Source organism: Streptomyces sp. NPDC017529 (genome assembly GCF_044329785.1).
In the GTDB taxonomy this organism is placed as follows: Bacteria; Actinomycetota; Actinomycetes; order Streptomycetales; family Streptomycetaceae; genus Streptomyces.
This window is the reverse complement of sequence record NZ_JBIRJY010000025.1, coordinates 29,874-49,364: the sequence shown is the minus strand read 5'-3', so window position 1 is coordinate 49,364 and position 19,491 is coordinate 29,874. Positions and strand designations below refer to the sequence as shown.

The following is a 19,491-nucleotide window of genomic DNA, read 5'->3' as shown; positions in this document are numbered from 1 at the left end:
TGATTCAGTGGCCGTGGCAATCGGACGACACAGAATCCTGGAGTTGCTGTCGAGGTCTCGGGGAGAGCGAGCGATGGAGACCGAGTCGGAGCCATACGTCCGTCTTGCGACCCTGCGGCAGCTGCACCAAGTGGTCGCCGAGCTGAACACCGCACGCAGCCTTGCGGACACCCTGCAGACCGTCGCCGACGGAGTGATCACCGGGCTCGGGTACGAGCTGGCCGCGGTCAACCTCGTACGGCCGGACGGTGACCTCGTCGTCGCCGCGGTCGCCGGCAGCGCCGGTGCCGAGGCCCTGATGGCGGGCCGGGTCGGCTCGCGCGCCTCCTGGGACCGCCGGTTGAGCATGGGCGAGCGCTGGGGCGGCCTGTGCTTCATCCCGCACACCGAGGGCTGGGTGCTGGACGACGACGATGTGCCGCAGTGGCACGCCGCCGGGCCCGAACCGCGCTTCCCCGACGAGTGGCACCCGATGGACCGTCTCTTCGCGCCCATGTACGCGGCCGCGAACGGCAGCGGCGAACTGCTCGGCGTGATCTCCGTAGACAAGCCGCGCAACGGCCGCCGCCCCGGGGCGTGGGGGCAGGAAGCCCTCCAGATGTACGCGTTCCAGTCCGCCATCGCGATCGGCAACGCCCGGCTGCGCGCCAACATGCAGCGCGCGCTGGTGCGCCTGGAGCGCGAGCAGCAGGCGCTGCGGGCCAGCGAGGAGAGCTTCCGGCAGGCGTTCGACTACGCGCCGAGCGGTATGGCCATCGCCGAAATGGGTGGTGACCAGCACGGACGGTTGCACCGTACGAATGACGCGCTGTGCCGGTTGCTGGGGCGCCCGGCGTCCGCCATGCGCCGCTACTCCTTCTCCGACCTCGTCCACCCCGAGGACATCGGCACCCTGCTGCGCACGTCCGCCGAGGGCGGGCGCGCCGAGCTGCGCCTGGCCCGCCGCGACGGCACGTACGTGTGGGTCTCGCTGCGCAACTCCGTCGTCGCCGACACCGCCGACGGCCCGCGCTTCCTGCTCACCCACGTCGAGGACATCGAGGAGCGCAAGCGCCACGAGCTGCAGCTCGCGCACCGCGCCAGCCACGACCAGCTGACCGGCCTGCCCAACGCCGCCGAGCTGCGCGCCCGGCTCGGCGCCCGGCTGTGCTCGCGGCCGCCGGGGTCGGAGGCGGACGCCTACGCCTCCGCCGCGTCCGCCGCCTCGGTCGCGGCCTTCCAGGAGGCGCACGGCTTCCGGTCCGACGGCCCGGAGGTCTTCGACGCGTACGACACCGCCGACGGCCCGGAGCGGGTGCCGGCGGGCCCGTACGACCATCACGTGCACGTGATCGCGCCGTCGGACGGGCCGGAGGACGACGGGGCCAAGGGCCTCGCGGTCCTCTTCTGCGACCTGGACGGCTTCAAGTCCATCAACGACCGCTTCGGGCACCACACGGGTGACGCGGTGCTCATCGAGGTGGCCCGCAGGCTGACGGGCGGCGTCCGGGACGGCGACACGGTCGCCCGGCTCGGGGGTGACGAGTTCGTGGTGCTCGCGGACGGCCTCGGCAAGGCCGACGCGCAGGACCTCGCGGTCCGGCTGCGCAACGGCATCATCCCACCGATCCGGGTGGACGGCCGGGCGGTGCGGGTCGGCGCCAGTTTCGGCATCGGCTGGGCGGCCTGCGGGATGTCGGCCGAGGAAGTCCTGCAATCCGCCGACCAGCGGATGTACGTCGAGAAGCGGTCCCGTTCGAAGGCGAACCGGCGCGCGGGCTGACCGGGCGCGCCGACGTGCTTCGACGCGCCGTGCCGCGCGCCGGACCGTATTGTCGCGGCGTCCGCACCACGCCCGCGCCGTGCCTCCGGAGCGCGCATCCGTAGCGATCCTGTGGCCGTTCCGCGACGGCGTGGCATCCCTCGAACGGGGTAGGCTGCGCCGATGCGGCGCGGCGCCGCCTGGGGGCCGAGGATCAGCACAGCCAACTCGTACAGACCGCTGGGAGTGACACGGAATGACGGCCGGCAACAACGGCGCGGGCACGCCCGAGGACGACGACCCGTTCGCCCACCTCTACCGCTCCGAAGGCGGCGAGAACGGCGCCCAGGGCGCGGCGGGCAACGGCTCGGCGGCGCGTCGGCCGGGTGTACCGCGGGCCTCGTACAACCAGGTGCGCGCGGTCGGCGAGCGGCAGTACGGACAGCGGCAGGTCCCCGCCCAGCAGCCGTACGGGCAGCAGAACGCGCACTACGCGGCCCCCGAGACGCTCCCGGGCGGCGACAACGCGCGGCAGGGCCCGCCCCCCGGCCACGGCCACGGCGGTGCGCCCCGCCGCAACCACAAGGGCCTGCTGATCGGCGCGGTCGCGGTCGTCGCGGTGGTCTGCATCGGTATCGGCGTGGCGATGCTCACCAACAAGAACGGCGACAAGAAGGACGAGGCGGGCGCCGACCCGACCCCGACGGCCGGCGAGTCCGTCAAGCCCAGCGAGAAGCCGTCCGGCAAGCCGTCGCAGGGCCCGCTGCCCAAGGAGGCCGCGGCGTCGCTCTCGCTCAGCCCGGAGGCGAGCACGGACAAGTCGGTGCCGGGCGCCAAGGCCGCGGACGGCGCGTATGTGTCGCTGAACAAGGTCGGCGCCTCCGCCACCTGGTCGGTCGACGTCCCCAAGAGCGGTGACTACACGCTGCTCATCGACTACGGCGTGCCGGGCAAGGACGCGAAGACGACGCTCGGGGTGAACGGGGGCAAGAGCGACAAGATCAACATGTCGAACTTCGCCCATGCCTCCGAGGGCGCGTGGGACAAGGGCTGGACGACCACGTTCCGCTGGATCACCCTCAACAAGGGCACCAACACGATCAAGATCTCCTGCGAGCAGGGCGACCAGTGCGAGGTCAACCTCGACCGTGTCTTCCTCAAGGCGGGGCACGTCAAGCGGTGACCGGGGACACCGCCGGTCGGGTCCTCAGCCCGCCGGATGCTCTGCGACCGTGACCTGGCCCAGCAGCCCCTCGTAGGTCGGGCGGTCGAACTCGCCAGCCGCCGGGGCCCGTACCGTGGCGGCCGACAGGGCCACCGCGCGGGCCAGGCGGGCCGGCCAGGGGAGGCCTTCGACGAGGCCGGAGAGCAGCCCGGCCACCGCGGAGTCGCCGGCGCCGGTCGGGTTGCCGGCGATGCGCTCGGGCGGGGCGGCCTGCCAGGCGCCGTCCGCGGTGACCACGAGCATGCCCTCGGCGCCCAGCGAGGCGGCGACCGTGTGGGCGCCGCGGCGCCGGGCGTCGCGGGCCGCGCGCAGGGGTTCGGTGGAGCCGGTGAGGGCGGCCAGTTCGTCCGCGTTGGGCTTGGCGAGGTCGGGGCGGGCGGCGAGGCCGCGGCGCAGCGGTTCGCCGCTGGTGTCCAGGAGTACGGGTACGCCCGCCGTGTGGGCGGCGCGGGTCAGCCGCGCGTAGACGTCGACGGGGACGCCCGGCGGGAGGCTGCCGCACAGGGCCACCGCCCGCGCGCCGGACAGCAGTTCGCGGTAGGTGGCCGTGAACGCGTCCCATTCGGCGGGCGTCACGATCGGGCCCGGCTCGTTGAGCTGCGTGGTGTCGCCGGTGGACGCGTCCACGACGGCCACGGTGCGCCGGGTCGCGCCGCCGACCGGGACCAGCGCGTCCGTCACCTCGGTCTCCTGCGCGAGCAGCGCGCGCAGCGCGTCGCCGGTGCCGCCGCCCGCGAAGCCGGTGGCGACCGTCTCGTGGCCGAGTGCGGTGAGCACCCTGGCGACGTTGATCCCCTTGCCGCCGGGGCGTTCGGAGACCTCGGTGACGCGGTGGGTGGTGTGCGGCTGGAGCCGGGGTACGCGGTAGGTGATGTCGAGGGCGGCGTTCAGCGTGACCGTGAGGATCATGTTCCCCCTCCCCGGAACGTACGTGGGCGGACGGCGGTCCACCGGGCCTGCGGCCGGTGGACCCGTGCGGGACGGACAGGTGCGCGGGTGCGCGAGTGCGCAGCGATCATGCCATCGCCGACGGCGGTTGGCCCAGCCCTTGGGCCGACCGCCGCACGGTCGGTACCGGTCCGGCGGCGCCGAACCGGCCATGTGCCACGCGGGGCGCGGCCTGCTCACCCGTCCCGCAAGTCCCCTGCCGCCCGCCCTGTGGGCGCGTCGGGCGGGTACCCGCAGGCCCTCCTCACACTCCCTGCGGCCGCACCACCCAAGCGCCCCGCCGTACCACGCCCACCAGGTCGTACGACGCGTCCAGAATGACCAGGTCCGCGTCCTTGCCCGCCGCGATCGAGCCGGTGCGGCCGTCGATGCCGAGCAGCCGGGCCGGGTTTGCGGACAGGGCCCGTACGGCCTGGGCGACGGTCAGCCCGTCGATGGTGAGCGCGCGCTTGAAGGCGCGGTCGAGGGTGAGCGTGGAGCCCGCGATGGAGCCGGCGGTCGGCCCGTCGCTGATGCGGGCGACGCCGTCCTTGACCTCGACGGTCATCGGGCCGAGCGGGTACATGCCGTCGTCCATGCCGGCCGCGCCCATCGCGTCCGTGATGAAGGCGACCCGGTCCGCGCCCGCGTCCCGGAAGGCCAGCTCCAGGACGGCGGGGTGCAGGTGCGTACCGTCGTTGATCAGCTCGACGGTGATCCGCTCGTCCTCCAGGAGCGCGGCGATCGGCCCCGGCGCGCGGTGCCCCAGCGGCGGCATCGCGTTGAACAGGTGGGTGGCGACGGTCGCGCCCGCGTCGATGGCCTCGCGGGTCGCGTCGTACGAGGAGTCGGTGTGGCCGATGGCGGCGATCACGCCGGTGTCCGCGAGCAGCCGTACGGACTCCAGGCCGCCGGGCAGCTCGGGCGCCAGGGTCAGCATCTTCGCGGTGCCGCGCGCGGCGTCGACCAGCTTGCGCACGTCCGCCGGGTCGGGGTCGCGCAGCAGGCCGGGCTGGTGGGCGCCGCAGCGGTGCGGGGAGATGAACGGGCCCTCGAAGTGGATGCCGTCCAGGTCGCCCTGTTCGACCAGTTCGGACAGGACGGCGGCCTGCCGGGCCAGGTCGTCCAGGTCGCCGGTGACGGTCGAGGCGAGCAGGGAGGTGGTGCCGCGCTGCCGGTGGGTGCGGACCGCCGTCAGGCACTCCTCGGCGTCGGCGGACGAGAAGGAGCCGCCGCCACCGCCGTGCACGTGCATGTCGACGAAACCGGGGACGACGAGGTGGCCGGCCAGGTCGATCACCCGGTCGCCGGGGGCCGGGGCGGCCGCCCCGGCGGACCGCGCGGCGCCGGTGATCCGCGTGCCCTCGAAGGCCACCACGCCCTCGTCGGCCACGCCGGACGGCAGGGCGACGCGGGCGCCGGTCAGGACGGTCCGTCGGGGGCTCGGGGCGCTGTCCCCGGACTGTTGCAGCGGCATCAGGCAGTTACCTCCGTGGAGAGAAGATCCCAGGCGAGCAGACCTGCGCCCAGGCAGCCGGCGGCGTCCCCGAGCGCCGCCGGAACGATGAGGGGGAGCCGCTGGAAGGTCACCCGCGCGCGGACCGCCTCCCGCAGCGGCTCGAACAGCGTGTCGCCCGCCTCGGCGAGCCCGCCGCCGATGATCAGCGTGTGCGGGTCGAGCAGGGTGAGCGAGGTGACCAGGCCGTCGGCGAGCGCGGCCACCGCGTCCTGCCACACGGCCCGGGCCCGTACGTCGCCGGACTCGACGGCCTTGGCGGCGTCCGCCGCGGTGGCCTGCGGGTCGTCGCAGACCTCGGCCCACGCGCGGCCCACGGCGGCGGCCGAGGCCAGCGTCTCCAGGCAGCCGCGCTGCCCGCAGCCGCACGCGGGCCCGCCGGGCCGTACGACGATGTGGCCGATCTCGCCCGCGCTGCCGTGCGCGCCCGCCTCGATGCGGCCTTCGATGCCGATCGCGCCCGCGATGCCGGTGCCGAGCGGCACGAACAGGAAGCGGTCGGCGCCGCGGCCCGCGCCGATGCGGCCCTCGGCCAGGCCGCCGGTGCGTACGTCGTGGCCGAGTGCGACGGGGACGCCGCCCAGGCGTTCGGACAGCAGGTCGCGCAGGGGGATGTCGTGCCAGCCCAGGTTGGCGGCGTAGACGGCGATGCCCTGGGTGTCGTCGACGATGCCGGGTACGGCGACGCCGGCCGCGGCCGCCGGGCCGCCGAACCGCCGCAGCCCGGTGTCGCGCAGTTCTTCGGCGAAGTCCAGGATCGAGGCGACGACGGCTTCGGGGCCGCGCTCGCGGCCGGTGGGGCGCCGTGCCTCGTACAGCAGCGTGCCGTCCGCGCCTGCCAGGGCGGCCTTCATTCCGGTGCCGCCCACATCGAGGGCGATGACGTGTCTCACGGGAACAGTTTCGCGCGAGTCGCCGTGAAAGGTCTAGTCCACTCGCGGGGATGGCGTGGTTCCGCTTCGACCGGCCGCCGTTGCACCGTCGTGACCTGCGTGTGTGACAGGCGATACGCAAGCGATATGAGGGGTGGTGTAGACCTTGTGTGGGTAAACGGGGGAGACTCGTCGTTCATGCCGGTTGAGGGCGGACCCCTGAAGCCACGGGGCATTCCCCGGCAAGCACGGAACATTCGGGACAAAAGGCGGTAATGGCAGTGCAGCGGCGGTACTTGAGCCTGGCGGCAGCGGGACTCACCACGGCCATGACGCTCTCTTTGTCCGCCTGCGGCAGCGGCACGGGCGACGGCGGCGACGTCACGCTCAAGCTCATCGCGGCGGACTACGGCGACAACGAGGCGAACTCCTCCCAGCACTACTGGGACAAGCTCGTCAAGGACTTCGAGAAGCAGAACCCCGGCATCAAGGTCGACGTCTCGGTCTACAGCTGGAAGGACGTCGACAAGAAGGTCGAGGACCTGGTCAAGGCCGGTAAGGCACCGGACATGGCACAGATCGGCGCGTACGCGGACTACGCCGCCGAAGGCAAGCTCTACGGAGCCGACCAGCTGCTCAGCATCCCCGTGCAGGCCGACTTCGTGCCCGCCCTCGCCCAGGCCGGGGAGTACCAGCGCCGCCAGTACGGCATGCCCTTCGGCGCCAGCACCCGCCGCCTCTTCTACAACAAGAAGCTCTTCGCCGAGGCCGGCATCACCGACCCGCCGCAGAACTGGTCGGAGATCGCGGCGGACGCGGCCAAGCTCAAGGCCAAGGGCGTCAAGATGCCGTACGCGCTGCCCTTCGGCCCGGAGGAGACGCAGGCCGAGACGCTGATGTGGATGCTCAGCGGCGGCGGCAGCTACACCGACAGCATCGGCAAGTACACGATCGACTCGCCGGAGAACGTCAAGACCTTCGAGTGGCTGAAGAAGGACCTGGTCGCCCCGGGCCTGACCGGCACCGACCCGGCCAAGCTCAACCGCCAGGACGCCTTCAACGCCTTCGCGGCCGGCGAGGTCGGCATGCTCAACGGCCACCCCACCCTGATGAAGCAGGCCGAGGCCAAGGGCATCGACTACGGCACCGTCGACCTGCCGGGCGTCTCCGGCAAGGCCAAGGCGACCATGGGCGTCGCCGACTGGATGACGGCGTTCAAGCAGGGCGGCCACCGCAGCCAGGTCGGCAAGTTCCTGGACTTCGTCTACAACGAGAAGAACGTCATGGACTTCTCCGGCGGCTACGGCCTGCTGCCCGTCACCACCTCCGGCTCGCAGGCGATGCTCGCCGACAACAAGTACGCCAAGCTGCACAGCTTCCTGCGCCAGCTGGACAACGCCGAGTTCTACCCCGCGAACAAGACCTCCTGGCCGCTGGTCAGCAAGACCGTCAAGGCGAAGATGGGCACCGCGGTGGGCGCGAACGGCAACCCGGCCGGCGTGCTCAGCGACATGCAGAACACCGCGAACGAGGCGGACAACACCGCCAAGTGACGACACGGGCTCTCAGCCGCCGCACGCCCGGCGGGAGCGGCGGAGGATTGTCGTACCGCGGCCTTATCGTGGACGGGTGATGACGAGTGACGGCACCGACGGCGCCACCGGGGGCGGTGGCATGGGGGCACTGTCCGCGCAGGACGAGGCGGTGCTCGGTGTCGAGCGCCGCTCCTGGCCCCGGCCCGGCGCCAAGGAGCGGGTCATCCGGGAGCGGCTCGGCATCTCGCCGACCCGCTACTACCAACTGCTGAACGCGCTGCTGGACGACCCGCGGGCGCTCGCCCACGACCCGGTCACGGTCAACCGGCTGCGCCGCGTCCGCGAGGCCCGGCGCGACCGCCGCTGACCGGGCCCCCGGACGGCGGCGACGGCGCGGGCCGCCGATGACCCCGTACGCCCGGCACGCGCCCGCGCCCGACCGGTAATCTCGTCGCCATGGGCAGCCCCCCGAACTCCTTGCCGAAGCCGACCACCGAAGCCGGCCGCGACGGTCTCGCCGCGCTGCTGGACCGGCCGGACCGAGCCGTGATCGCCCTCGACTACGACGGCACGCTCGCCGACATCGTGCCCGACCCCGAAAAGGCCCGCGCCCACCCCGGCGCCATGGCGGCGCTCGCCCGCCTGGCACCGCTGCTCGGCGCGCTGGTGGTCGTCACCGGCCGCCCGGCCGGCGTCGCGGTCCGCCTCGGCGGCTTCGCGGGCGCGGCAGGGCTGGACCGGCTCGTCGTCCTGGGCGGCTACGGCGCCGAGCGCTGGGACGCGGCCACCGGCACCGTGCGGGCCCCCGCGCCGCCCCCCGGCGTCGCCGCCGTACAGGCCGAACTCCCCGGCGTACTGGACAAACTCGGCGCCTGGCACGCCTCGTGGGTGGAGGACAAGGGCCGCGCCATCGCCGTCCACACCCGCCGCGCCCAGGACCCGCAGGCCGCCTTCGACCTGCTGCGCGGGCCCCTGTACGCGCTCGCCGAGCGGCACGGCCTGATCGTCGAACCGGGCCGGTACGTCCTCGAACTGCGCCCGCCCGGCATGGACAAGGGCGTCGCGCTCGCCGACTTCGTACGCGAGACCGGCGCCAACACCGTCCTGTACGGGGGCGACGACCTCGGCGACCTCGCGGCCTACTCCGCCGTGGACAAGCTGCGCTCGGACGGCCTGGCCGGCGTGCTGGTGTGCAGCGGCAGCGCGGAGGTGGCCGAGCTGGCCGGCCGCGCGGACCTCGTCGTCGACGGGCCGCCCGGCGTCGTCGCGCTGCTCGACGCCCTCGCGGACCGGCTGGGGGCGCCGCCCGCCTGAGGGCCCGGCGCCGCTACCGCTCCAGCGCCCGCAGCTGCTGGAGGAACCAGCGGTCCGGCGGCAGCGCGGTGGCGGCAGCGGCCAGCCGCTTCGTGCGCTCGGCCCGCTCGCCGTCCTCCATGGACAGCGCCTCGTGCAGGGCGCGTGCGGTCCCCGTGACGTCGTACGGATTGACGCAGACCGCGTCCTCGCCCAGCTCCGCGTAGGCGCCGGCCTCACGGGAGAGCACCAGCGCGCAGCCCGTCTCCGAGATCACCGGGATCTCCTTTGCGACCAGGTTCATCCCGTCCCTGATCGGGTTGACCAGCGCCACGTCGGCGATCCTGTAGGCGGCCAGCGACCGCGCGAAGTCGTCCTTCACGTGCAGCACGACCGGCTGCCAGCCCGGCGTACCGAACTCGGCGTTGATCTCCTCGGCCAGCCGCCCGACCTCGTCGGTGTACGCGCGGTAGACCGCCAGGTCCTGCCGGGAGGGGTAGGCGAACGCGACGTGCACGACGCGCTCGCGCCACTCGGGGCGCCCGGCCAGCAGCGCCCGGTACGCCTTCAGGCCGCGCACGATGTTCTTGGACAGCTCGGTACGGTCCACCCGCACGATCGTCTTGCGGTCCGGGCCGATCTGCTCGCGCAGCGCCGCCAGCCGCTCGTCCACGTCGGGCCGGTGTGCCCGCTCCCGCAGGAACTCCGCGTCGGCGCCCAGGCCGTGCACCCCGAGCCGGGTCGTACGGCCCTCGTACGTGACGCTCGGCTCCCCGCCCTCGCGCGTGACCTCGGCACCCAGCACCGCCGCACAGCAGTCCGCGAACGCCTCGGCCCAGCGCCGGGTCAGGAACGCGGCCCGGTCGCCGCCCAGTACTCCGCGCAGCACCGCCTCGGCCACGTCGTCCGGCAGCATCCGGAAGTAGTCGGCCGGCGCCCACGGCGTGTGGGAGAAGTGCCCGATGCGCAGGTCGGGACGGCGGGCGCGGAGCAGGCCCGGCACCAGCGTCAGGTGGTAGTCCTGCACGAGGACGGCGGCGCCCGGCGCGGCCTCGTCGGCGAGCGCGTCGGCGAAGGCCGCGTTGTAGCTCTCGTACGCCGCCCACTGGGCCCGGAAACCGTCGTCGAAGGCGGGCTCCAGCGGCGTTTGGTAGAGCATGTGGTGGACGAACCAGAGCACCGAGTTCGCGATGCCGTTGTAGGCGTCGCCGAAGACGTCGGCGGGAATGTCCAGCATCCGTACGTGCTGGCCGCCCGTGTCGGCGGTGTCCAGGTGACCGCCGCTGCGCCGGGCCGCCTTCCGGTCGCCGTCGCCCAGGGCGGCGCACACCCACACCGCGCCGGCGCCGGACCCGATGGCGGACAGGCCCGAGACCAGCCCGCCGCCGCCCCGTTTGGCGGTCAGCGCGCCGTCCTCCCCCAGGGAGTAGGAGACCGGGCCGCGGTTGGACGCGACGAGAACCTGGGCACCAGAACGCTCGGAGACCATGTTGCGAGACTAGCCCGCCACCGATCCGCTCAAACGTGCCAAGGCCGGGCGGAACGCCGCGCATGCCGTGGCGCCCCAAGGCTCCTCTCAGGCCGCGCGGCGCTCCGCGTACTCCGGTATCTCCGCCATCGGCGGGCGCTCCTCGGTGTCCACGTCCCAGGTGCGCGGCACGAAACCGGCCTCGCCGCGCTCGAACTGGGTCAGCCGCGGGCGCACCAGGTGGCCCCTGGCCAGCCGCAGCTGCGCGGTGCGGTAGATCGCCGCCGCCATCCTGCCGAGCGCCTGGCCGCTCTGGTGGCGGTGCTTGCGTACGCCGACGTCGACCTGGGCCAGCGCGTCCAGCCCGGCCGTGTGCAGCGCGTCCACCAGCAGGCCCAGCTCCACGCCGTAGCCCACGGGGAACGGCAGCCGCTCCAGCAGCGACCGGCGGGCCGCGTACTCCCCGCCCAGCGGCTGCACGAACCCGGCGAGCTGCGGCCAGTGCAGGTTCAGCAGCGGCCGGGCGACCAGCTCGGTGACCCGGCCGCCCTGCCCGGCCGCCTCGCCCAGCGGACGGTCGTACATGCCCTTGACGAACTGCACGCCCGGGTCGGTCAGCAGCGGACCGACGATGCCGGAGACGAAACCGGCGTCGAACTCGCGCAGGTCCGCGTCGACGAAGCAGACGATGTCGCCGCCGGTGGCCAGCAGGGAACGCCACAGCACCTCGCCCTTGCCGGGCAGCGCGGGCAGCCTCGGCAGCACCTCGTCCCGGTGGACGACCCGCGCCCCGGCCTCGGCCGCAACCTTGGCCGTGCCGTCCGTGGACCCGGAGTCCAGCACCACCAGCTCGTCGACCAGCGGCACCGACGGCGTCATCAGCCCGGCACGGATCGCCTCGACGATCGCGCCGACCGTCGCCTCCTCGTCGAGCGCCGGCAGCACGACGGAGACCGTCTGCCCCGTCTCGCGCTTGGCGGCCAGCAGCCGGTCGAGCGGGCGGTCCGCGGCCGACCAGGACCGGCTGGCCAGCCAGCGCTCCACCTCTTGCAGCACCTGCGCGTCTCCTTAGTTCCCGGACCAGCGATGTGATCCATCTCGCGGTGCGGACGGCTGTCTCAACCGCCCATGCCTTCAGCTACAGTCTTGAACAACGCGATCGTCCCGGACATGCCGGGGTCGCCGCGACAAACGCCTGGGCCACGGCCCAGCGCCATACCGCTCATCCAGAGGGGCAGAGGGATACGGCCCGTTGAAGCCCCGGCAACCCTCCAGCCGGTCTCCGTCGCCGCGCGTCACGCGCGGCCCGCGAGGCTCCCGGCTAGGGAAGGTGCCAATTCCGTCTCGTGGCGAGATGCGCCACGAGGAAGATGAGGAGAAAGGGCCTCGCCTCCATGGCTGTGCAATCCGTTGAGAGCACCACTTCCGCCACCGTTTCCCTGGGCCCGGCCGTCGCGCTGTCCTGCCGCGAGTGCGGCGAGCGCTTCGGCCTCGGACCGATCTTCGCGTGCGCCGTCTGCTTCGGGCCGCTGGAAGTGGCGTACGACCTGCCGACGGGCGACCCCGAGGGCCTGCGCAAGCGCATCGAGGCCGGCCCCAACAGCATCTGGCGGTACGCGCCGCTGCTGCCCGTGCCGGCCGACGTCGCGGACAAGCCCAACCTGAACCCCGGCCTGACCAAGCTGGTCAAGGCCGACAACCTGGCCCGGGAGCTGGGCGTCACCGGCGGCCTGTACGTCAAGGACGACTCCGGCAACCCGACGCACTCCTTCAAGGACCGGGTCGTCGCCATCGCCGTCGAGGCCGCCCGCGCCTTCGGCTTCACCACGCTGTCCTGCTCCTCCACCGGCAACCTCGCGGGCGCGGTCGGCGCCGCGGCGGCCCGCGCCGGCTTCCGCTCCTGCGTGTTCATCCCGCACGACCTGGAGGCGGGCAAGGTCGTCATGGCCGCGGTGTACGGCGGCGAGCTGGTCGGCATCGAGGGCAACTACGACGACGTCAACCGCTTCTGCTCGGAGCTGATCGGCGACCCGCTCGGCGAGGGCTGGGGCTTCGTCAACGTGAACCTGCGCCCGTACTACGGCGAGGGTTCCAAGACCCTCGCCTACGAGATCTGCGAGCAGCTCGGCTGGCGGCTGCCGGACCAGATCGTCGTCCCGATCGCCTCCGGCTCCCAGCTCACGAAGATCGACAAGGGGCTGAAGGAGCTGATCGCGCTCGGCCTGGTCGAGGACAAGCCGTACAAGATCTTCGGCGCCCAGGCCGAGGGCTGTTCGCCGGTCTCCACGGCCTTCAAGGCGGGCCACGACGTCGTACGGCCGCAGAAGCCGGACACCATCGCCAAGTCGCTGGCCATCGGCAACCCGGCCGACGGGCCGTACGTGCTCGACATCGCCCGCCGCACCGGCGGCGCCGTCGAGGACGTCAACGACGCGCAGGTGGTCGACGCGATCAAGCTGCTGGCCCGTACGGAGGGCATCTTCGCCGAGACCGCCGGCGGGGTGACCGTGGGCGTCACGAAGAAGCTGATCGAGGACGGCCTGCTCGACCCGGCGCTGACCACCGTCGTGCTGAACACCGGCGACGGGCTCAAGACGCTGGACGCCGTCGCGCCGACGACCGGGCCCACGGCCACGATCCGGCCGAGCCTGGACGCGTTCCGCGCCGCCGGTCTGGCCGGCTGACCTCCCCGTACGCGCCGGTACACAACGTCACGCGAGGCGGGCTCCCGCACGCGCGCCCGGGCGCCGGTGCGCCCGTACCCGCCTCTTCGCATCCTCCGAGCCGGAAGGCAGAGCACCATGAGCGTCAACGTCCGTATCCCGACCATCCTGCGCACCTACACCGGCGGGCGGGCCGAGGTCGCCGCCGAAGGGACGACCCTCTCCGAGGTCATCGCGGACCTGGAGAAGAACCACAGCGGCATCGCGGCCCGCGTCCTGGACGACACCGGCAAGCTGCGCCGCTTCGTGAACGTCTACGTCAACGACGACGATGTGCGGTTCGAGCAGGGCCTGGCGACGCCGACGCCGGACGGCGCGGGCGTCTCGATCATTCCCGCGGTGGCCGGCGGCTGCTGAACTGTCAAGAAGCCGTACGGATCTTTTTGGGGTTCGCTGCGTAGTTCGGCTGGAATCGCTCCGTCCGCACAAAAGTGGACGGGGCGATTCCGTGTTGTTAAAGGCGATACAGTTGTGGTGATCCCGCGTTCTGCGGCCGTCGGCCGCCAGGGAGACCCCGGCAAGTTGTGCCCGAAGTGTGGACATGATTTGTCGCGTTGGTGAGCTTTGCCCGGCCCGACTTGCCCGGGAGAATCCCCGCTTATCCTCATATTTGCGATTGTTCGCAGCCGGAATTCTCGTCCGATTGACCTGTTGCGCTGGGCAGTTGGACAGATACATTCAGCGGCGGTCGACGCGTTCCGGCGCACACCCCCTCCTGTCGGGGGGTGAGGTCTGACCCGGGTCCGCGGAGTGCGGTCCTGTGCAAGGGCCAGTAATAGGGGAGTTAGGCATGGCTCAGGGCACCGTCAAGTGGTTCAACGCGGAGAAGGGGTACGGCTTCATCGCGGTCGACGGTGGTGCGGATGTTTTCGTCCACTACAGCGCGATCCAGATGGACGGCTACCGCACCCTTGAGGAGGGTCAGCGGGTCGAGTTCGAGATCTCGCAGGGCCAGAAAGGGCCGCAGGCGGACATGGTCCGCGTGGCCGGCTGAAGCGCCGACCGACTGCTGCGTACGAAGGTCCGCGTCCCTTGAGGGGGCGCGGGCCTTCTGTGTTCGGGTGGGGTCGGGGGCGTGCCCGCCAGGGTCCGCAGGTCACCCGGCCGCGCCTGGTTTGACACCCGGCCTCGATGGGGATGGCTCCCGCCAACGCGCTTGCACTCTCCTGGGTCGAGTGCTAATCATTGCGTTAGCACTCTACGAGTGAGAGTGACAGCTAAGGACCGACTCGGTGAGGTCCGCGGGCAGGTGGGGCAAGGAACCACAGGCTCGCAGACCGTCCGTCGCGGGCGCCAGCGCGGTCCGGAGTATCCACCCTCCCCCAGACGCAGTCCGGGGGGACCCCCAGTCCGGGAGGACCACTTCACATGGCCAAGATCATCGCGTTCGACGAGGAGGCACGGCGCGGTCTCGAGCGCGGGATGAACCAGCTCGCCGACGCCGTCAAGGTCACCCTTGGCCCCAAGGGCCGCAACGTCGTCCTCGAGAAGAAGTGGGGCGCCCCCACGATCACCAACGATGGTGTGTCCATCGCCAAGGAGATCGAGCTCGAGGACCCGTACGAGAAGATCGGCGCCGAGCTGGTCAAGGAGGTCGCGAAGAAGACGGACGACGTCGCCGGTGACGGCACGACGACCGCGACCGTCCTGGCCCAGGCCCTGGTCCGCGAGGGCCTGCGCAACGTGGCCGCCGGCGCCAACCCGATGGCCCTCAAGCGCGGCATCGAGCGTGCCGTCGAGGCCGTCTCCGCCGCCCTGCTGGAGCAGGCCAAGGACGTGGAGACCAAGGAGCAGATCGCTTCGACCGCCTCCATCTCCGCCGCCGACACCCAGATCGGCGAGCTGATCGCCGAGGCCATGGACAAGGTCGGCAAGGAAGGCGTCATCACCGTCGAGGAGTCCCAGACCTTCGGTCTGGAGCTGGAGCTCACCGAGGGTATGCGCTTCGACAAGGGCTACATCTCGGCGTACTTCGCCACCGACATGGAGCGTATGGAGGCGTCGCTCGACGACCCGTACATCCTCATCGTCAACTCGAAGATCTCCAACGTGAAGGACCTCCTTCCGCTGCTGGAGAAGGTCATGCAGTCGGGCAAGCCGCTGCTGATCATCGCCGAGGACGTCGAGGGCGAGGCCCTGTCGACCCTGGTCGTCAACAAGATCCGCGGCACCTTCAAGTCCGTCGCCGTCAAGGCCCCGGGCTTCGGCGACCGCCGCAAGGCCATGCTCGGCGACATCGCCATCCTCACCGGCGGCACGGTCATCTCCGAGGAGGTCGGCCTCAAGCTGGAGAACGCCGGTCTCGACCTGCTGGGCCGCGCCCGCAAGGTCGTCATCACCAAGGACGAGACCACCATCGTCGACGGTGCCGGTGACAGCGAGCAGGTCCAGGGCCGTGTCAACCAGATCCGCGCCGAGATCGAGAACAGCGACTCGGACTACGACCGCGAGAAGCTCCAGGAGCGTCTGGCGAAGCTGGCCGGCGGCGTGGCCGTCATCAAGGCCGGTGCCGCCACCGAGGTCGAGCTCAAGGAGCGCAAGCACCGCATCGAGGACGCCGTTCGCAACGCGAAGGCGGCCGTCGAGGAGGGCATCGTCGCCGGCGGTGGCGTCGCCCTGCTGCAGGCCTCCTCGGTCTTCGAGAAGCTGGAGCTGGAGGGCGACGAGGCCACCGGTGCCGCCGCTGTGAAGCTGGCCCTGGAGGCCCCGCTGAAGCAGATCTCCGTCAACGGCGGCCTTGAGGGCGGCGTTGTCGTGGAGAAGGTGCGCAACCTGGCCGTCGGCCACGGTCTGAACGCAGCGACCGGCGAGTACGTCGACATGATCGCCGAGGGCATCATCGACCCCGCCAAGGTCACGCGCTCCGCGCTGCAGAACGCCGCGTCGATCGCCGCGCTGTTCCTGACCACCGAGGCCGTCATCGCCGACAAGCCGGAGAAGGCCGCCGCGGGCGGCGCTCCGGGCGGCATGCCGGGCGGTGACATGGACTTCTGATCCTCCCGGATCATCTGTCCTCAGATCGCTGGGGCGGCACTCCTCCTCCCAGGGGGGTGCCGCCCCAGCGGCGTTTCCCCGTCCTGACGGCCGCGGGCGCCGGGTTCGCGCGTGGCATGCGTCGTCCCCGGCCCGGCGGGGCACGCTCGCCCCATGACGACACGGAACCGGCAGAACGCCCGTACGGCTCGATTCGGCGCGGACACCGTCGCCCTGGTCACCGGCGGCACCAGCGGGGTCGGCCTGGCGGCCGCGCGGCGGCTGCTCGCGGACGGCGCGCGGGTGGTCGTTTGCGGACGCGACGCGCGCCGCCTCGACACCGCCGTGGCCGAGCTGGCGCAACAGGCGGAGGCGGCGGCCGCGGGCGGCGGCGCGGACCGGGTGCTGGGCGTACGGGGCGACACCGCGTCCGTCGCCGACCTCGACGCCGTCATGCGAGCCGTACGCGACCGCTTCGGACACCTCGACATCGTCTTCGCCAACGCCGGGGTGTACGCCGCCGCCCCCTTCGAAGAGATCACCGAGGACGACTTCGACCGGGCGGTCGGCGTGAACTTCAAGGGCGTCTTCTTCACCGTCCAGCGGGCGCTGCCCCTGCTGCGGGACGGCGGCTCCGTCGTCATCAACGCCTCGTCGCTCCTGCAACGCGGGCGGGCCGACGCGACGCTGCACTCCGCGACCAAGGCCGCCGCGCACAATCTCGCCCGGACGCTGGCGGCCGCGCTCGCCGGGCGCCGCGTCCGGGTCAATTCGGTCAGCCCCGGCTACGTGGAGACGCCGATGCTCGCGGGGTCGGACATCGGCGACGCACAGGCGGCGGACCTGCGGTCCCAGACGGCGGCGGGCCGCCTCGGCCGCCCCGAGGACATCGCCGACGCGGTCGCCTTCCTCGCCTCCGAGGAGGCGTCGTACGTCACCGGCCAGGACCTGGTCGTGGACGGCGGGTTGCACGGGTGCGCTGTGTGAGGGCCGTCGTGCCGAGGCGGCTCGGTGTGTGGTTCACGCGATCGTGGGACGCTGGGACGAGCGGCCCGGTGCCGCCCGAATGTCGATCTACGCTCGGCTCCTCAGGCCCCTGCGGAAGGGACTCGCGATGACCGCCGCGATGGCCGAGACCGGCCGGGCACCCCACGGTCGCCCGTGGGACTACCTGCTTCAGACGTGGCGCGAGCCGGACGTGCCCGAGGGCTGGCGCGCCGAGATCGACGAAGAGCAGATCGTGCTGGTACCACCGCCCCACCCGCACCACAACGGCATCGCCGACGCGGTGCAGCGCCTGCTCTACCGGGTGCTCCCCGACGACCTGGGGATCTACCGGACGCTCGGCGTCCACGTGGCGCCGTTGGACAAATTGTACGTCCCTGCGAAGACCGACCGGACCAAGAAGCTCTGGGCGTACGCGCACGCGCCGGTCCCGGCGTATCTGCTGGTCGACCGGTTCGACGAGCACGGACCGACGACGTCGCTGTTCACGGAGCCGCAGAACGGTGCGTACAAGCACGCCGAGCGGGCGCCGTTCGGTGAGGCGGTGGAGCTGCCCGGGCCGTTCTTCGGCACGCTGCACACGGCGCCGTTCCCGCGCTGAGACGGAGCGCGGGAACGGCGGGTGCCGGGTCGGGGCCGGACCGCGTCAGGCAGTCGTCGGCTGGTGCTTTTGCCGGGTGGGGGCCGGCGCGGAAGCGTCGGCGGTGTTCAGGTCCCGCAAGGCCGGCTTGGCGAAGCCGAAGAAGTACGTCGCCAGGAAGCCGGTCACGTAGCCGGTGATGAGGCCCAGGGCGTAGACGAGGAGGGTGGCGCCCAGGGGGTGGTTGCCCTTGAGGAGGGGGAACAGGGCCCAGCCCGACGGGCCGATGGCGGTGGCGCCGGCCGCCGTGCCGAGCTGGTTGAACAGGCCCACGAAACCGCCGCCGAACGCGCCGCCCACGCAGGCCGTGACGAACGGGCGGCCCAGGGGGAGCGAGACGCCGTAGATGAGGGGTTCGCCGACGCCGAGGAAGCCGGCGGGCAGCGCGGACTTGATGGTCGTACGGATCGAGCGATTGCGCGGCAGGCGGGCGTAGACGGCGAGGGCGGCGCCCACCTGGCCCGCGCCGGCCATGGCGAGGACGGGCAGCAGGACGGTGTAGCCCTGCTGCTCGATCAGCGTGGTGTGGATGGGGATCAGGGCTTGGTGCAGGCCCAGCATGACGAGCGGCAGGAAGAGGCCGCCGAGCAGGAAGCCGGCCGCGGCGCCGCCGTGGGCGAGCAGCCAGTTCGCGCAGCTGCCGATGGCGGTGGAGACCTCGCCGGCCAGGAACATCAGGCCGAAGAGCGTGACCAGGCCGGCGACCAGCACGGTCACGGTGGGGGTGACGAGGACGTCGAGCGCTTCGGGGACGTGCCTGCGGCACCACTTCTCGATCCGTACGGCGAGCAGGGCCGCGCCCAGCGCCCCGAGGACGCCGCCCTGGCCGGGCGAGAGGTGCTGTCCGAAGGCGGTGACCTGGGCGACGCCCGCGTACACGATGATCGCGGCGACCGCGCCGCCCAGGATGGGGGTGCCGCCGAACTCCTTCGCGGTGTTGTGGCCGACGAAGACCGCGATCAGGGACAGGAAGCCGGCGGCGATGGCGGCCAGGGCCGGGACGATCGCGGGGAGCACGCCGAAGTTGGTCAGCAGGCCGTTCAGCCCGGCGATGATGCCGCAGCCGATGAGGGCGGGGATCAGCGGGACGAAGATGTTGGCGATCCGGCGCAGGAAGAGCTTGACCGGGGTGGCGTTCCTGGCCTTCTGCCGGGCCTTGAGGGCGGCGCCCCGGTCGGCGAGTTCTCCGGCGGTGGGGGCAGCGGCGGCGCCCGGGGGAGGCGTGGCGGGTGCCGGTTCCGGGGCGGGGTGCGCGGCGCGTTCGGCGTCGGCCAGTGCGGTGAATTCCGGGGTGACGCGGGCGACCACGCCCGGACCCAGCACGATCTGGTACGTGTCGTCCTCGACGACGCCCAGGACGGCGGGCAGTGCCTTCAGGGCCTCGTCCCGGACCAGGGAGCGGTCCTTGAGGCCGAGGCGGAGCCGGGTCATGCAGTGGGCCACGGAGGTGACGTTGGCGGCGCCGCCGACCAGCGGGAGGATCGCGGCGGCGGTGGCGCGGTTCTTGTCATCGGACATGTGCGGTGCCTTGCTGTGCGTGCCGGGACGGACGGGGAGGCGGCGCGTGGACGCC

General features: G+C 72.4%; 17 protein-coding genes and 1 riboswitch. Of the genes, 11 read left to right on the top strand and 6 right to left on the bottom strand.

Annotated features, from left to right (window positions below; genetic code table 11):
- Positions 1-73: 73 nt before the first annotated feature.
- Together cdgB and ACH4K4_RS34630 are read left to right on the top strand one after the other, a co-directional pair.
- The gene (cdgB, locus tag ACH4K4_RS34635) at positions 74-1,762 is read left to right on the top strand and encodes a diguanylate cyclase CdgB (RefSeq protein WP_398173106.1); all 1,689 of its coding nucleotides are present in this window, start codon (positions 74-76) and stop codon (positions 1,760-1,762) included.
- A 235-nt stretch (positions 1,763-1,997) separates the two neighbouring features.
- Positions 1,998-2,924 carry a carbohydrate-binding protein gene (locus tag ACH4K4_RS34630; RefSeq protein ID WP_398173104.1) on the top strand — a complete coding sequence of 309 codons (927 nt, stop codon included), beginning with the start codon at positions 1,998-2,000 and terminating at the stop codon, positions 2,922-2,924.
- A 24-nt stretch (positions 2,925-2,948) separates the two neighbouring features.
- Here ACH4K4_RS34630 and ACH4K4_RS34625 read toward each other — a convergent pair whose 3' ends face one another.
- The 3 genes from ACH4K4_RS34625 to ACH4K4_RS34615 all read right to left on the bottom strand — a co-directional run bounded on the left by ACH4K4_RS34625 (position 2,949) and on the right by ACH4K4_RS34615 (position 6,302).
- Positions 2,949-3,875, bottom strand: a complete 927-nt coding sequence (locus tag ACH4K4_RS34625; RefSeq protein ID WP_398173102.1) for a 1-phosphofructokinase family hexose kinase — start codon at positions 3,873-3,875, stop codon at positions 2,949-2,951.
- 283 nt (positions 3,876-4,158) lie between these two features.
- Positions 4,159-5,370: an N-acetylglucosamine-6-phosphate deacetylase gene (gene nagA, locus ACH4K4_RS34620; protein ID WP_398173100.1), complete on the bottom strand. Its 1,212-nt coding sequence runs from the start codon at positions 5,368-5,370 to the stop codon at positions 4,159-4,161.
- Positions 5,370-6,302, bottom strand: a complete 933-nt coding sequence (locus ACH4K4_RS34615; protein ID WP_398173098.1) for an ROK family protein — start codon at positions 6,300-6,302, stop codon at positions 5,370-5,372. Before ACH4K4_RS34615 ends, nagA begins: the two co-directional genes overlap by 1 nt.
- Positions 6,303-6,610: 308 nt before the next feature.
- Between ACH4K4_RS34615 and ACH4K4_RS34610 the strand changes: the two genes are divergently transcribed.
- From ACH4K4_RS34610 to otsB, 3 genes are all read left to right on the top strand, one after another.
- The gene (locus tag ACH4K4_RS34610; protein WP_398173096.1) at positions 6,611-7,834 is read left to right on the top strand and encodes an extracellular solute-binding protein; all 1,224 of its coding nucleotides are present in this window, start codon (positions 6,611-6,613) and stop codon (positions 7,832-7,834) included.
- Between the two features lie 79 nt (positions 7,835-7,913).
- Positions 7,914-8,183, top strand: coding sequence for a DUF3263 domain-containing protein (locus ACH4K4_RS34605; protein WP_398173164.1), 270 nt, complete (start codon positions 7,914-7,916; stop codon positions 8,181-8,183).
- Positions 8,184-8,272: 89 nt separating this feature from the next.
- On the top strand, positions 8,273-9,130 hold the full coding sequence (otsB, locus tag ACH4K4_RS34600; RefSeq protein WP_398173094.1) for a trehalose-phosphatase: 858 nt from the start codon (positions 8,273-8,275) through the stop codon (positions 9,128-9,130).
- Positions 9,131-9,143: 13 nt separating this feature from the next.
- On the opposite strand, the gene ACH4K4_RS34595 is transcribed toward otsB, so the two are convergent.
- Positions 9,144-10,598 carry a trehalose-6-phosphate synthase gene (locus ACH4K4_RS34595; protein ID WP_398173092.1) on the bottom strand — a complete coding sequence of 485 codons (1,455 nt, stop codon included), beginning with the start codon at positions 10,596-10,598 and terminating at the stop codon, positions 9,144-9,146.
- 87 nt (positions 10,599-10,685) lie between these two features.
- Positions 10,686-11,633 carry a glucosyl-3-phosphoglycerate synthase gene (locus tag ACH4K4_RS34590; protein WP_398173090.1) on the bottom strand — a complete coding sequence of 316 codons (948 nt, stop codon included), beginning with the start codon at positions 11,631-11,633 and terminating at the stop codon, positions 10,686-10,688.
- 163 nt (positions 11,634-11,796) lie between these two features.
- Positions 11,797-11,954: riboswitch (SAM riboswitch) on the top strand.
- Positions 11,955-11,971: 17 nt separating this feature from the next.
- Between ACH4K4_RS34590 and thrC the strand changes: the two genes are divergently transcribed.
- From thrC to ACH4K4_RS34560, 6 genes are all read left to right on the top strand, one after another.
- Entirely contained in the window at positions 11,972-13,261 is a 1,290-nt protein-coding gene (thrC, locus tag ACH4K4_RS34585; protein WP_398173088.1) for a threonine synthase, read from the top strand.
- A gap of 117 nt (positions 13,262-13,378) precedes the next feature.
- Positions 13,379-13,657, top strand: coding sequence for a MoaD/ThiS family protein (locus tag ACH4K4_RS34580; protein ID WP_398173086.1), 279 nt, complete (start codon positions 13,379-13,381; stop codon positions 13,655-13,657).
- Positions 13,658-14,090: 433 nt separating this feature from the next.
- Entirely contained in the window at positions 14,091-14,294 is a 204-nt protein-coding gene (locus tag ACH4K4_RS34575) for a cold-shock protein (RefSeq protein WP_003986833.1), read from the top strand.
- Positions 14,295-14,668: 374 nt separating this feature from the next.
- A complete protein-coding gene (gene groL / locus ACH4K4_RS34570) occupies positions 14,669-16,294 on the top strand; it encodes a chaperonin GroEL (RefSeq protein ID WP_030254570.1) in 1,626 nt (541 codons plus the stop codon).
- 153 nt (positions 16,295-16,447) lie between these two features.
- Complete coding sequence (locus tag ACH4K4_RS34565; protein WP_398173084.1) at positions 16,448-17,260, top strand: SDR family NAD(P)-dependent oxidoreductase; 813 nt, start codon at positions 16,448-16,450, stop codon at positions 17,258-17,260.
- 127 nt (positions 17,261-17,387) lie between these two features.
- Positions 17,388-17,879, top strand: coding sequence for a Uma2 family endonuclease (locus tag ACH4K4_RS34560; protein ID WP_398173079.1), 492 nt, complete (start codon positions 17,388-17,390; stop codon positions 17,877-17,879).
- 45 nt (positions 17,880-17,924) lie between these two features.
- Here ACH4K4_RS34560 and ACH4K4_RS34555 read toward each other — a convergent pair whose 3' ends face one another.
- Positions 17,925-19,436 carry a PTS transporter subunit EIIC gene (locus ACH4K4_RS34555; protein ID WP_398173077.1) on the bottom strand — a complete coding sequence of 504 codons (1,512 nt, stop codon included), beginning with the start codon at positions 19,434-19,436 and terminating at the stop codon, positions 17,925-17,927.
- Between the last annotated feature and the right edge of the window lie 55 nt (positions 19,437-19,491).

What these genes read in the sequence shown, in the direction of transcription:
- cdgB (WP_398173106.1), top strand. Translation starts at nt 74, where the DNA reads ATGGAGACCGAGTCGGAGCCATACGTCCGTCTTGCGACCCTGCGGCAG.
- ACH4K4_RS34630 (WP_398173104.1), top strand. Translation starts at nt 1,998, where the DNA reads ATGACGGCCGGCAACAACGGCGCGGGCACGCCCGAGGACGACGACCCG.
- ACH4K4_RS34625 (WP_398173102.1), bottom strand. Translation starts at nt 3,875, where the DNA reads ATGATCCTCACGGTCACGCTGAACGCCGCCCTCGACATCACCTACCGC.
- nagA (WP_398173100.1), bottom strand. Translation starts at nt 5,370, where the DNA reads ATGCCGCTGCAACAGTCCGGGGACAGCGCCCCGAGCCCCCGACGGACC.
- ACH4K4_RS34610 (WP_398173096.1), top strand. Translation starts at nt 6,611, where the DNA reads ATGACGCTCTCTTTGTCCGCCTGCGGCAGCGGCACGGGCGACGGCGGC.
- ACH4K4_RS34605 (WP_398173164.1), top strand. Translation starts at nt 7,914, where the DNA reads ATGACGAGTGACGGCACCGACGGCGCCACCGGGGGCGGTGGCATGGGG.
- otsB (WP_398173094.1), top strand. Translation starts at nt 8,273, where the DNA reads ATGGGCAGCCCCCCGAACTCCTTGCCGAAGCCGACCACCGAAGCCGGC.
- ACH4K4_RS34595 (WP_398173092.1), bottom strand. Translation starts at nt 10,598, where the DNA reads ATGGTCTCCGAGCGTTCTGGTGCCCAGGTTCTCGTCGCGTCCAACCGC.
- thrC (WP_398173088.1), top strand. Translation starts at nt 11,972, where the DNA reads ATGGCTGTGCAATCCGTTGAGAGCACCACTTCCGCCACCGTTTCCCTG.
- ACH4K4_RS34580 (WP_398173086.1), top strand. Translation starts at nt 13,379, where the DNA reads ATGAGCGTCAACGTCCGTATCCCGACCATCCTGCGCACCTACACCGGC.
- ACH4K4_RS34575 (WP_003986833.1), top strand. Translation starts at nt 14,091, where the DNA reads ATGGCTCAGGGCACCGTCAAGTGGTTCAACGCGGAGAAGGGGTACGGC.
- groL (WP_030254570.1), top strand. Translation starts at nt 14,669, where the DNA reads ATGGCCAAGATCATCGCGTTCGACGAGGAGGCACGGCGCGGTCTCGAG.
- ACH4K4_RS34565 (WP_398173084.1), top strand. Translation starts at nt 16,448, where the DNA reads ATGACGACACGGAACCGGCAGAACGCCCGTACGGCTCGATTCGGCGCG.
- ACH4K4_RS34560 (WP_398173079.1), top strand. Translation starts at nt 17,388, where the DNA reads ATGACCGCCGCGATGGCCGAGACCGGCCGGGCACCCCACGGTCGCCCG.
- ACH4K4_RS34555 (WP_398173077.1), bottom strand. Translation starts at nt 19,436, where the DNA reads ATGTCCGATGACAAGAACCGCGCCACCGCCGCCGCGATCCTCCCGCTG.